We start from the raw sequence: 13,408 nt of genomic DNA, 5'->3' as shown, positions 1-13,408 counted from the left end.
TACCGACATAACGAAGCGAAGAAGGGTTTTATTGCACATCTATGGCCTCTCTAGCGAACCCACCCATTAACCGTGGCATAGGCATTTGTCGCAGACTGCTTAACATCGGCACCAAATTTCTTGAAAGTAAACTTTGAGGCATCCACTTCAAAACCTATTTGCGCCTTAGCCCCAAATAGCGCGGCTGCACTAGCTCCAAAACCGGCGTTCAGGCGTCCTTTGGAATAATCAAAAACATACTGTGCCGAGCCTCCAATCGCGACCGCGCTAAGTCCTGCGCCGGCCTTAACTTTAACTTCGAGTCCACCATATTCAATTGCGCGAGACTCGGCAGCACCCTGAGCTTGAAGCAAGGCCGCCTCGGCCTTGAAGCCAGCGCTGGAGCCGCCGCCGTTGCGCCCGCCGCCGATCTTGGCATCCAGGCCAAAATCAGCCGCACTCCGCACCGTCACGTCCAATTTTCCGACTTCCGATTTGTATGAGTCTCGCGAGTATTGCAATTCACTCGCCGTCCCTATGCGGACACTTGTCTCAACGCCATCTTTGGAGATTTTTCCTTTCAGGCTGGCATCAGTCTGCGAGCGGGCTACGATCAGTTTCCCATCGGGATCATTTTCACCGAAAAATCGGACCTCGGTCCCATCTTTCACTTCATACTTGATCTCGCCTGCCAACTCCACTTTACCCTTTGTTCGGGCACCATCTCTGCTCGGACTATATTGACGAGGTCCATTAGCTGGTTGTCCCGACTCCTTATCGGACCAGCGGCCAGACTTGTCATCAGCATATTTCCGCATTTCCCTCCCGACGGGACCGTCGAGTCCTTCAACCTCGGCTGCCGTAGGCGGCTGATCACCTTGCGGGGACGCTTCTGCTTGCGCTCTGGCCTTGGCAAAAATGTCATTGATCGCTGCACGTTTTTCCGGATCGTCTCGATGAACAAGCTCAGAAACTGGGTTGGTCCACTTGTCCTTCGGCTCCGCTACTTTGCCGCTAATCCGACGCCTCCCAGTGTTTCCAACAGGAGCATTTTTTTCAGCGTCGGCGGCCGGTGAAGGCAGCAGGCTTGAGGATTGTGGATCAGTTGGGCCTTCGCCTGAAGAATCGTGGGCTCGCAAGCCAAGTCCATGCGACGAGTCGTCCGGTTCAACGTAAGACCAGTTGTCGTTCATGGCGATAAACGCGCCGAGGATGTCTTCCTCAACATCGGGTTGTGAATCGGCCCCCTGGGGGACATCAATACCTTCGCCAGACAACGTCGTTGCGACCAGACTTTCTCCCAACGCATTGCCAAACGCATCAATCGCCACTTGAGCCATCACCACCTTGCCACCCCGCATCGCCGCGGCAGCGGTGCTGGCCGCCATCCCGACCACGGTCGAGCCGGCAAGCCTGGCCAGGGGCCCGCCCCCAAGCATGCCCACGAGGCCGGGGCCTCCAATTGAGCCCCCGTCAATCGTCGGACCTTGCAGGCTGCTGCCCATCACCGTACCGCGCAGCTGGTCGCCGACATAAGCCGAGGCGGCCGAGGCTGCAACACCCCGCCAGCTGAACTTGTCCTGCATCCCGGTCATCACACCGATACCCTGCGTGACGGCATTGCTGAGCGCACTGCGCACGACGATGTTGGCGGTACTGCCTGCCGCGCCAACGATGCCAGCCGGCATCATGGCCGACACGGCTCCGCCGACTGCGGCCATCCCCACGTTCTTCCAGTTGAAGTCCTCCTGCATGCCCATGCCGATGGCAACGCCCTGACTGGCGATGGAGCCCACTGCTGCGCCGATCATCGCGGCGCCGACCGCGACAGCGGCGCTGATCCCTTGCACTGCGGCCATGCCCAGTGCCCCGGCCATGGCGGTGCCGCCCGCCATGGCCGTCAAGCCTGCTGACGCGATGCCCCCGATCGTGGTGGCGGAGCTGAGCGCGCCAGCCATCGCCAACGCCGCAGCCCCCGCCGTAAACACCGTCACCACCACCGCAACGATGATGACGAGCAACATCCCGATCCCCCCACACCCCCCCTTGCCAGGCATCGGCATGTTGGGCGTGGTGTCCCCGGTGATCTTGCTGGGGTCGTACGGCTTGAAGGTCCCGTCGTTGTTGTGGACGGAGCCCACGACGCTCGGGATGTTGACGGTCTGCCCGACGCGCAGGTCGTTGTCGCCGGTCAGGCCGTTGGCCTCGGCGATGCGGAACCACAGGCCTTCGTCGCCGTAGGACTGGCGCGCGATGCTGCGCAGGGTGTCGCCTGCGTGCACCTGGTAGGTGCCGACGCTGGCGGTGGGGTAGTTGCCGGTGATGGGCTGGTAGCCCAGGTTGAACTCGGCGATCTGCGCGAAGCGCGGGTTGCCGTTTTCATCGCGCTGCTTCGTCTCGTCGATGCCGATGCCGTAGCGGCCCAGCACCTCGCCGTTGACCACCACCTGGCGCTGCTCGGCACCCTGCTGGTTGGAGTACAGCGCGTGGCCCGTCACGTCGTTGACGAAGCGGCGGTTGTTCTGCTCCTTCGTCAGGTCGTCGACGCGCACGAGGTTGCCGTTGACGTCGTAGGAGTTGACGGTCTCCCCATCCTTGAACTTGGTGCTGGTCGCATGGATGTTGGCTTCCTTGTACCCGTCGAACAGCTTGTGGGAGTACTTGTAGTAGTTGCTGTACTCGTTGGGCGAGGTCAGCGTGTACGACATCAGGTTGCCGGCCGCGTCGTAGCGCGAGTAGTGCACGTCGGTGACGACCTTGGAGTGGTCACTGTTGTAGATGAACTGCCGCACGAGCCGCCCGTTGGTGTCGTAGCGGTTGGTGCGGGCCTCCAGCCCGATGGTCTCGCCGGGGGCCGTGCCGCTGTTGAGCGCCTGGGTGTAGGCGGTGGGCAGGTTGGCGGGCCCGGTGACCATGACGCGGCCCACCGCGTCGTAGCCGCGGCGGTCGAGTTCGAAGCCGTCGCGCTTGACGTTCTTCAACCGGTTCAGCGTGTCGTACTCGTAGTTCTCCGACACTTCGTTCAGGCCGGGAAGGATGCGGTAGGACAGGGGCGTGCCGTTGTCATACACGGCCTGCCCGGACTCATCGGTGTACAGGTAGGCGGGCGGCGTGGCGGCCACGGCCTCCAGCTTGTTGCCCAGGTACGTGTCCTTGATGCGGTTGCCGTCCCGGTCGTATTCGACCAGGTGGGCGTCCGCCTGCAGCAGGCCCGTCGACGTGAGTCCCACGCCGGTCTGGCGGTTCATCTGGTCGTACGTGAAGTAGTTGTCCGTGTCCTTGCGGCTGTCCACCGTGGTGCTGCCGAGGTTGAACACGTCCACGTGCGTGCGGATGTGGGTGCGGTTGCCCACGAGGTCGTAGTCGATGTCCAGGCTCATGCGGCCGTCGGCCACGTGGCGCAGGCGGCCCACGTTGTCGTAGGCCAGCATGTTGTTCTGGTACACGACGCCGTCCTGCGTGGTCTTCTCGCGCACGTGGCGCCCGGCCAGGTCGTAGGTGAACTCGGTGACCTGATTGAGCGAGAGGTCGGTGATCTTCGTCACCTGGCCCGCCGCGTCGTACGCGTTGACGATCTGCGGGTTCGCGCCGTAATGGCCGTTGGTGGAACTGATGAGCTGGCGGGCGTTGTCGTACGTGAAGGTGTACGTGGCACCCGACAGGTCGGTGCGGGACAGCAGCAGGCCGGTGGTGTCGTAGTTCCAGGTGCTGGACCGGAAGTTCTGGTCGAAGTCGGCCACCTTGCGGCCGAAGACGTCGTACACCGAGCGCGTGCGGAACGCGCCGGTGCCCGGCTGGATGGTCTCGATGACGTGGCCCGCCAGGTCGTACTTGTAGCGGGTGACCTCGCCGGTGCCGTCGCCGGTCCAGCCGAGGGTCTGGTCGAGTTTGCGCCCGGCCTGGTCGTATGAGATGAACTCCTTCAGCTCGGCCTGCCAGTTCGACGTCACCATGTTGACGTCCACGTTCCAGACGGTGATGGTGCCGTGCCGTGTTTCCACGAGGCGGCCCATCTTGTCGTAGAGGTAGTCGGTGGTCCGGTTGGCCTCGGCCCCGTAGGTACGGACCTTGTCGCCGAAGCCGTTGAACACGTAGCGCACGACACCGGTGTCGGCATGGTGTTCCTCGACCAGGTTGCCACCGGCGTCATAGACTTGACTGTTCACGTTGCCGCGTGCATCGCGCACGGCCACCTGGCGCCCGAGCGCGTCGTGGTAGACCTGGGTGACAGCCCCATCGGGCTTGGTCTCGCTGACCAGCTGGTTGCTGGCGTTGTACGTGTAGCGTGTGATCCACCCGGCATAGCGCGGATCGCTCTTGCTCAGGGTGTTGCCCCAGCGGTCGTACGTCATCTCGACCGTCGGGCGTGCCACCGGGCTGGCGGTGAGGCTGGTGGTGGACGAGGCGAGGGTATTCGTGTCGAACGTACCGGTGCTGGCCGTCTGCGTGGGTTGGCCCACCGCACTCGTCAGCACCCGGTATTCGTACGCACCGGGTGCCAGGTTGGCCGTCGAGTAGCGCAGCGCGTCCCCGAAGTTGAGGGCCGTTTGCGGGAACGTCATCCAGCCACCAGTCGATCCGGCCGGGCGAATCTCGAGTGTCACCTGCGTGGTGGCATCGAGCGGCGCGGCCACGTCGATGACGGCCGGGCCGGTGCCCGGCGCGCTGTCCTGCATGAGGCGCCACTCGCCGTGGCTGTCCTTCTTCCACAGCACGATGCGCGACACGGCACCCAGGCCGCCCGCGTTGAACTCGACGGGGCCGCTCTCGTCGGAGGATGCGACGACCGGTCCACTGTCGGCCCACGCCACCGACACACCGGCCGCAGCGCGGTCGGCGTCGTAGACGATGGTCTGGGACCGCGTCACCACGGGGGTGTGGCGGTTGTCCGGGTAGGGGTTGCCGGACTCGTCGGTCATCACCGGCCCGCCCGCGAGGGCGGCGGTCTGGTACTCGAAGTACAACCGGACGTCGCCCGATCCCAGCGCCGACAGGTCGGGCCACGCGAGGTTCACGCGGTTCTCGCCCACGAATGCCCACCCGGCGCTGCCGTCGGGCGGATAGTTCGTGGTGACAGACGTGGCGATGCTGGCGGTGGCGGCCTGCTGGTTCAGGGTCAGCGTGCCCTGCACGGCGGCGGTGTCCCGGGCCACGCCGAGTTGCTGCGTGGCGCGGCCGAGCTTGTCATGCACCGTGTCGGTGCGCCGCAAGGTGCCGAGCGCCGAGGCGGCTGCGGCCGAGCCGAGCAGGCGCAGGTTGCGGTTGTCGCCGCCGATCCCGCCGCTGCGGAGTTCCGCGGTCTGGTTGCCCAACGCGTCGTACAGGAAGATCTTGTCGATCCCGTCGCCTGCATTGGTGCGCCACAGCCGGCCGGCGTTGTCGTAGTCGTAGTACGCCTGGTTGTACCCGTTGATGTCCGTGCCGATGACTTCGCCGAAGGCGTTGTAGCGCGTGCCGTTGTCGATCAGGTTGGCCGACGACTTCTCCACGGCCACCATGTCCCACCCGCCGGCCTGGACGGGGCCGCCGTCCCAGCGAAGCACCCAGGACCCGCTGCCGTCCGCCTGCCAGACCCGCAGGCGGGTGATCGACGCAATGCCGCTCACTTCCACGTCCGCGTCCGAGTCGGTCCAGGTCAACCGGACGCCGGCGTTGGCAGTGGACGCGGTGTACGTCTGGCTGTGTGATTTCTCCTGGCTGCCGGAGCCCGCGTACACGTTGCCCGTTTCATTGGTGCCGATGACGCGGGTCGAATCGTTCGTGAGGTAGTCGACCTCCACGCGCACGGACCCGCCGCTGGGGTTCACCACCGTGGCCCAGGTCAGGTCGACCACGTTCTGTCCGGACACGTGCCTGCCCGATCCGTCGGTGTACACGGTCGTCGACGACACGACCTTCGTGGTCAGGCCGGTGCCGAGTTTCGTGGCGACGCCCGGGTCGATCGTGTTCGTGAGGCGGCCCAGCACGTCGTACTGGTACACCTTGAACACGGTGCTGTCCGCAAGCAGCTTGCCGTCCTGGATGACGGCCTGGCCCGACGTCGCGCCCTGCCAGGTCTTGGCCACCTGGCCGCGTTCGTTGTACGAGGTGTAGCTGCTGTAGCCGGCGGCGTCGGTGACCTGCACGGCGTGGCCGTGGCTGTCGTAGCGTGCCAGGGTGGAGCGGTCTTCCGCGGAGATGCCCTGGACCACGGTGTTCAGCTGGGTGCTGGTGGACACCCCGGTGAACTCGCCGGCCGTGGCCGTTGCACCGAGCGCCACGTCGGTCTTGACCAGCACGTTGCCATGTGCATCGCGACGGAACAGCGACAGCGGGGTGAGTGGCGAACCGTTCGCGCCAGGCCGTGTGGGGGCCAGCACCGCAGTGACGCGGCCGAGGGCGTCGTAGTAGCTGTACGTGGCGTTGCCAAGGGCGTCCGTGGTGCGGGTGAGGTTGCCCACCTGGTCGTAGCCGAAGCGGGTGACCAGGTCCGTCGGGGCGCCGGTGCCCGACAACGCCTGGGTGGCATTGCTCGCCTGCACCTGATGGCGGGTCTCGCTGAGCTTGCGGTTCAGCTGGTCGTAGGTGTAGGTCACCGTGCGGTCGCGCTGCGCATCGACCGCGGCGGCGCCTGCCGACAGCAGGTTCCAGCTGTCGGCCGCCTGTGCCGTCGCATGCTCGGTGATCGACACCACGTTGCCGACGGCGTCGTACGCCTGGTGGGTGCGATAGCCCAGCGCGTCCACGGTGTCGGTGACGCGGCCCAGGCGGTCGTGGTACTGGAAGGTCGACACCCACGTGCCGTTGCTTTCAGTGCCGCGCTGCAACGTGGCCACGCTCACCTTGTCGCCGAAGGCGTTGTAGGTGTTGCGGGTCACCTTGCGCGCGGGGCCCGACAAGCCGGTGCTCGCGTCGTAGGTGAAGACTTCGGGCTCGCGCACGGCGATCACCCGGCCGAGCCGGTCGTACTCGCTCTCCAGCCGGCGGTCCTGCGGCGAGCCGTACTGCGAGAACCACGATTGCAGGGTGGCGATGGCGGCACCCTGCGTGGGGCTGCCGGCGGGCACGCTGGCCGGCGTCACGCGCTGCACGTACCGCGTGGTGGCCACCGCGTCGCCGAACGCGTCGCGGGTGTACTCGGTCACCTGGCCCAGCGCGTCGATGTCGTAGCGCACGCGGTTGGCCAGGTCGTACACCTTCTGGCTGACGCTGCCAGCCGTGTCGACGTTGATCACCGCGTTGCCGAACGTGTCGTAGTAGGTGCGCGTGGTGAGGGTGCGGCCGAACTCCGAGACCGCGGCCAGGCCGGTGGCACCGTTGCGGGCCAGGTCCGCCAGGCTTTCCTGGTAGACCATGACCTGGGGGTGCGTGACCTGCACCTGGTGTCCGGCGGCGTCGTACAGGTACGACGTGGTGCGTGCTTCGGCGGGCCGGTTGGCCGCCTCGGTGCGGCTGAGCAGGTTGCCCAGCGCGTCATAGGTCAGGCGCGTGACCAGGGTGCCCGAGCTGGTGGGGATCTCGTACAGGTCGCCGCGCGCGTCTCGCGCGACGGATGTGAACTCCACGGCCGGCGACTCCTCGGCGATCAGCCGATTGCCCTGGTCGTAGGTGTACGTCCAGACGCTGCCCTTCTTGTTCTCGAAGGTCAGCTTGTTGCCGTTGGCGTCGTACGTGTAGCGTTCCGTCTGGGCCAGCGCATCGATGGTGCTGGTGAGGCGTCCGGCGGCGTCGTAGACGAACTGCTGCTTCTGGTCGGATGGGTGGGCGAGGGGCAAGGCGCCCGCCGCCTGCGGCGTGTTGAAGAACTTCGTGGTGAACGTGACACGCCCGGCGGGGTCGTAGGCCGTCGTGGTGACGTGGCCGGTGGCGTCCGTCGTCTGCACGGCGCGGTTGGCACGGTCGAAGAGCACCGTCGTGACGCGGTCGCGCGTGGCGTCGGCCTGGGCGGCTTCGGGCGGTGCGCCCGCCGTCACCAGCGTGGCGAAGCGCGTCTGGCGAACCACATTGCCGTTGCGGTCGTACTCGAGGCGCGTGACGGCCCCGCTCGCATCGGCGGTCCACGTGGGCCGGCCCAGGCTGTCGTAGGTGGAGCGGGTGACGCGGTCGGTGGCGGCCGGCTCGACGCTGTCCGGGGACGCGGCAGAGGTGATCGCGGTGGCGTACTGCGTCTGGCGAACCACGTTGCCGAACGCGTCGTACTCGTTGCGGCTCACGCTGCCCATGCCGTCGGCCACGAACGTGGCGCGGTTCAGGCCGTCGTACGTGGTGCGAACGCGCTGGTCGCGGCTCGCGTTGGCCACCGGTGCGGGGTCGGCACTGGTGCCGCCCGCGGGCACGGCGACCGCGCTCGCGTAGCCGATGCGTTCGGTGACGTTGCCATGGGTGTCGTAGCGGAACTCCACCACGGCCCCGTTGCCGTCCACCGTGAAACGCAGCCGGCCGTCGCGGTCGTACCGGCGAACGTCCACCACGTCCTTGCCAGGCGATGCCACCAAACGCCCGAGCACGTCGCTCGGCCGGATGGCCTGGGGCAACCCGGCCAGGCTGATGGGCTGGGCAGGGCGGATGGTGCGCAGCAGGCGCCCGCCGATGTCGTAGTCCGATTGGGTCACGGCGCCCATGGGGTCCACCGTGAGGATCGTGCGCCCGTTCGCGTCGTACGCGTGGCGCGTCACCGCGCCGGTGGCGTCGGTGCGGGTGATGACGTTGCCCAGGCCGTCGTAGGTTCGGCGGGTGACGAGCGAGCCACGGCTGGTGGTGTGCACGTCCTGGACGACGGTGGTGTAGTCGACGTCGGGCGACGCTTCGGACACGAGCCGGTTGGCCGCGTCATAGCCATACGTCCAGGTGTTCCCCGACTTGTCCTGGTAGGTGAGCTTGTTGCCGTTGCCGTCGTAGGTGAAATGCTCGGTCTGGCCCAGGGCGTCCACGGCGCTGGTGACCCGTCCGGCGGGGTCGTACACGAACTGCCGGGTCTGGTCGGCAGCATCGGCTGCCGGCAAGGCCCCTGGCGCGGCCGGGCGGTTGGCGAAGCGCGTCGTGGACGTGACACGGCCTTCCGCATCGTAAGCCGTGGTGGTCACGTAGCCAGCGGCATCGGTGGCGTAGACGGCGCGGTTCGCGCGGTCGAACTGCACGGTGTCGACGCGGTCGAGCGTCGCGTTGGCCACGACGGCTTCCGGAGCCGTCCCCGCCGGAATCCTCGCGGCAAACCGGGTGACGCGCACCGCGTTGCCGTTGGTGTCGTACTCGCTGTGCGTGACTGCACCACTCGCATCGACCGTCCACGTGGGCCGGCCAAGGGTGTCATGGCTGAAGCGGGTGACCTGGTCGCCGGCGGAGGCCGTCACGCTGCTGGGCGCGGCGTTCGCCGCGACCGCGGTCGCGTAGTGCGTCTGGCGAATCAGGTTGCCATGGGTGTCGTACGTGTAGCCGGTGACACCACCCATGCCGTCGGCGACATGCGTGGCGCGGTTCAACGCGTCGTACGTGGTGCGGACGTGCTGGTCGCGGGCGGTGTCCGCCACGACGGTGGGGTCCGTGTTGCCAGTCCAGGTAGCCAGGTTGATGGCCTTCGCGTAGCCGATGCGTTCGACCACGTTGCCATTGGCGTCGTACTTGAACTCCACCACGGCACCGGTGCCATCGACCGTGTAGTGCAGGCGGCCGTCCTGGGTGTAGCGGCGCACTTCGACAGCGTCCTGGCCAGGCCTCGGGACGAGGCGGCTGCCGATGTCGCTGGTCCGCGCCGACACCCCCAGCCCCGCGAGGTCGATGGGTTGGGCGTAGCGCGTGTCTCGTACCAGCCGGCCTTCGGCGTCGTACTCGGCCCGGCTGACCGCACCGGTCGGGTCCACCGTGAAGACCAGGCGGTCATTGGCGTCGTACGTGAAGCGTGTCACGGCACCGTTGGCATCGGTGCGCGAGACGACGTTGCCCGCCTTGTCGTAGGTGTAGCTGCGGGTGAGGTTCAACCCGGTCGGGTCGATGCGTTCACCGGTTCGGCGTCCGAGGTGGTCGTAGGTGAAGGTGGAGACGGCGCCCGACGGATCGGTGACGGACACCGTGTTGCCGCGGCTGTCGTAGCCGTACCGGGTTTCCAGGTGGAGGCCATCCGGGTCGACAACCTGGGTCAGCACGCGGCCGGCCAGGTCGTAGGCGATGGTAGTCACCGTGCCTCGGGCGTCGGTGGAACGGTACTGCTGACCCTTCGCGTCGTACGCGAAGGTGCTGGTCAGGTTCAGCCCCAGCGGGTCGACCTGCCGGGTGAGCACGCGGTTGGCCGCGTCGTACGTGACGGTCGTCGTCACCCCATTCGCGTCAGTGGTTTCGACCAGGCGGTTGGCACGGTCGTAGGCATGTCGCACCGTGTTGCCGAGCGGACCATCCGCACCCGTCAGGTTGCCGTCGAGGTCGTAGCTGTAGGTGGTGACGGCCCCGCGTCCATCCGTCACGCTGGCGGTCTGCCCGTGGCGATTGTGCGAGGTGGTGACCGACGCGCCTTCCGGCGTGGTCGCCGTGATGCTGCGGTCCGTGTCGCTGTAGGTGTAGCGCGTGACCTGGCCCAACGCATCGGTCTGGGTCAGCACGCGGTCGAATGCGTCGTAGCTGCTGCGCCGGATGCTGTTGGTGGGATCGATGGTCACCACCGAGCGGCCCAGGCCATCGTAGGATTGCTGGCGGGTGTTCCCGTTGGCGTCCACGGTGCGGATCACTCGGCCGAACGCGTCGTACTGGGTTCGTGTGGTGGCGGCGATGCCGCCTTCGTCGGTCACCGTGGAAGTCACCTGGCCACGATGGTCGCGGGTGGCGGCCTGGGTGACCGACTCCCCATTCTCGAGCAGGGTGGTCGTGGACGAGGTCTCGCCGAACGCGTCGTAGCGTTGCGTCACCGCATGGCCCAGCGCGCCGGTGGTGGACGCCACCTGTCCGCGCGTGGTGTACGTGAAGGCCGTCACGCTGTCACGTGTGCTGTCGTATTGGCCGGCGAGCGCCGTGGCGATGTCCGCCGCCGCACCACCGGTCAGCCCGGTGGTGGCGATGCGGGTGCCTAGCCGCAACGTGGCTTGCAGCTGGTTCAGCGTGTCGTAGCGCCGCTCCTCCACCTCGCCGAGCGCGTTGACCGAGTGGGTCAGGCGGCCGTCCGTGTCGTAGTAGAACAGCGTCTTGAACCCGTTCGGATCCGTGGTGCTGGTGCGGCGGCCTGCCGCGTCGTAGGTGTGCGTGAGGCCGTGTTGCGCCCACAGCGCATCGAGCTGCGGCTGGGTCAGCGTGGCACCCAGCAACGCGCTGCCTTCGGCGGTCAGTTCGCCCGTCACACGGCCTTGCAGGTCATACCGTGTGTTGACCGTGCGCACTTCCGCCGTGCCCGCGGCCCGGCTGGTCTTCACCAGGTTGCCGACCGTGTCGTACGTGAACTGGGTGACCGTGCCTTCCGCGTTGGTCTGTTGCACCACACGGTTGAGGGCGTCGTACAGGGCCGTGGTGACACGCGCCTTCGGGTCGCTCACCGGCCGCAGCTCGGCCATCGACTGGGCCTCCCGGCCGAAGGGGGCTACCGGCTGGCTGTAGCGGATGGTGGTGGTGCGATTGCCGGCCGCATCGTAGAGGTGTTCGGTGAGGTACCCCTCGGCGTCGATCTCCCCGATGACTTGGCCGAGCCCGTCGTGGACCAGGCGAGTGGTTTGGTCGGTGCCACCCAGCGTCGAGGCGAATGCCACGTCGGCTGGGGCGGCGTCGAGCAGCGTGCTGCCGGTGGCCCCCAAACCGTCGACGTGCGCGGTGCCACTGCCGAACCAGTTGGTCAGCGTGCTCGAGTGGCTGGTGCCGACGCCCTGGATTTCGAGCGCATTGCCCACCTTGCGGAAGACCAACTGGTTGAGCGTGGCGGCCTGAGGCGCGGCGAGGGGCTGGGCATCGGTAGAGCTGGCCGGGACCGTGCGCGCCAGCATGGCAGCGTAGTCCCAGGTGGTTCCGTCTGCAAACCGGATCTGGTCGAAGCGGTTGGTGGCCGCCGTCGTGTAGAAATTCGTGACGTAGAGGTGGTCGGTCGTGCCCTTGATCCACAGCGTCAGGTGGTCATACGAACGGGTCAGCACCAGGTCGGTCGGCTTGACGTCCGCACCCAGTTCCAGCACGTCGATCTTGCCGGCCGTGGAGTCGCTGCCCGTGATGGTGTCGCTGCCGGAGCCGCGGCCGAAGCGGAACACGTCGTTGCCGGTGCCACCGTCGAGCGTGTCGTTGCCCGCGCCGCCGTCGAGGGTGTCGCTGCCGTCGCTGCCCGTCAGTTGGTCGTCCTGGTCGCCGCCGAACAGCACGTCGTTGCCGGCGTCGCCGGTCAGGGAATCGTTGCCGTCACCGCCGTGCAGGGTGTCGTTGCCCTCTTTGCCGGCGAGGGTGTCGTCGCCGGACGCACCGATCAGCGTGTCGGCGGACAGGTACCCCGTGAGGCTGTCGCCGGCCGCGGTGGCCGTGGTGGCGCGCTGCTTGATCTCCGCAACGTCCCACGTGGTGCCGTCGGCGAAGCGGATTTGCTCGATGCGGTAGCCGCTGGTGACGTCCGAGCTGAAGAACGCGGTGACTTCGAGTCGGTCGCCCGTGCCGACNCGTGCCGACGACGGTCAGGATGAGGTTGTCGTTGTTGCGCAGCAGCTGGATGTCGGCGGGGACGATGCCGGCGCCAAGTTGCACCACGTCGAGCTTTCCYACCGTGGAGTCGATGCTGTAGATGCGGTCAGAACCGGATCCTCGACCGAACACGTAGGTGTCGTTGCCTGCTCCGCCGTCCAGCGAGTCGTTGCCTGCGCCACCGTCGAGCGTGTCGTTGCCGGCGTTGCCGTCGAGGGAGTCGTTGCCGGCTCCGCCCAGCTGGCTGTCGTTGCCGTCGCCGCCGGACARGGTGTCTTCGCCGTCGCCGCCGTCGATCGTGTCATTGCCGCCGCCGCCGCTGAGGCTGTCRTTGCCGAGGGCGCCCTGGASGGTGTCGGCCGAGTTGTAGSCGGTGAGGCTGTCGTCGCGGTCGGTGGCATCGAGTGCGCGGGCCTTGATGGTGGCCAGATCCCAGGTGGTGCCGTCGGCGAAGCGGATTTGCTCGATGCGGTAGCCGCTGGTGACGTCCGAGCTGAAGAACGCGGTGACTTCGAGTCGGTCGCCCGTGCCGACGACGNGTGGTGCCGTCGGCGAAGCGGATTTGCTCGATGCGGTAGCCGCTGGTGACGTCCGAGCTGAAGAACGCGGTGACTTCGAGTCGGTCGCCCGTGCCGACGACGGTCAGGATGAGGTTGTCGTTGTTGCGCAGCAGCTGGATGTCGGCGGGGACGATGCCGGCGCCAAGTTGCACCACGTCGAGCTTTCCYACCGTGGAGTCGATGCTGTAGATGCGGTCAGAACCGGATCCTCGACCGAACACGTAGGTGTCGTTGCCTGCTCCGCCGTCCAGCGARTCATTGCC

1 protein-coding gene and 2 pseudogenes are annotated in these 13,408 nt (G+C 66.9%); all 3 read right to left on the bottom strand.

The window, feature by feature from the left end; translation table 11 throughout:
* Positions 1–50: 50 nt before the first annotated feature.
* Positions 51–12,563: pseudogene (locus tag ASC87_RS33845) on the bottom strand (calcium-binding protein); the annotation flags it as partial.
* A 1-nt stretch (position 12,564) separates the two neighbouring features.
* Positions 12,565–13,123 (bottom strand): annotated as a pseudogene (locus tag ASC87_RS33840) (calcium-binding protein); the annotation flags it as partial.
* 1 nt (position 13,124) lies between these two features.
* Positions 13,125–13,297 (bottom strand): calcium-binding protein (locus ASC87_RS33835; RefSeq protein ID WP_369820780.1); only part of this gene is annotated, 173 nt, incomplete at its 3' end.
* Positions 13,298–13,408 lie beyond the last annotated feature (111 nt).

It is taken from the genome of Rhizobacter sp. Root1221 (assembly GCF_001425785.1).
Classification (GTDB): domain Bacteria; phylum Pseudomonadota; class Gammaproteobacteria; order Burkholderiales; family Burkholderiaceae_C; genus Rhizobacter.
This window is presented reverse-complemented; position numbering and strand designations above follow the sequence as displayed.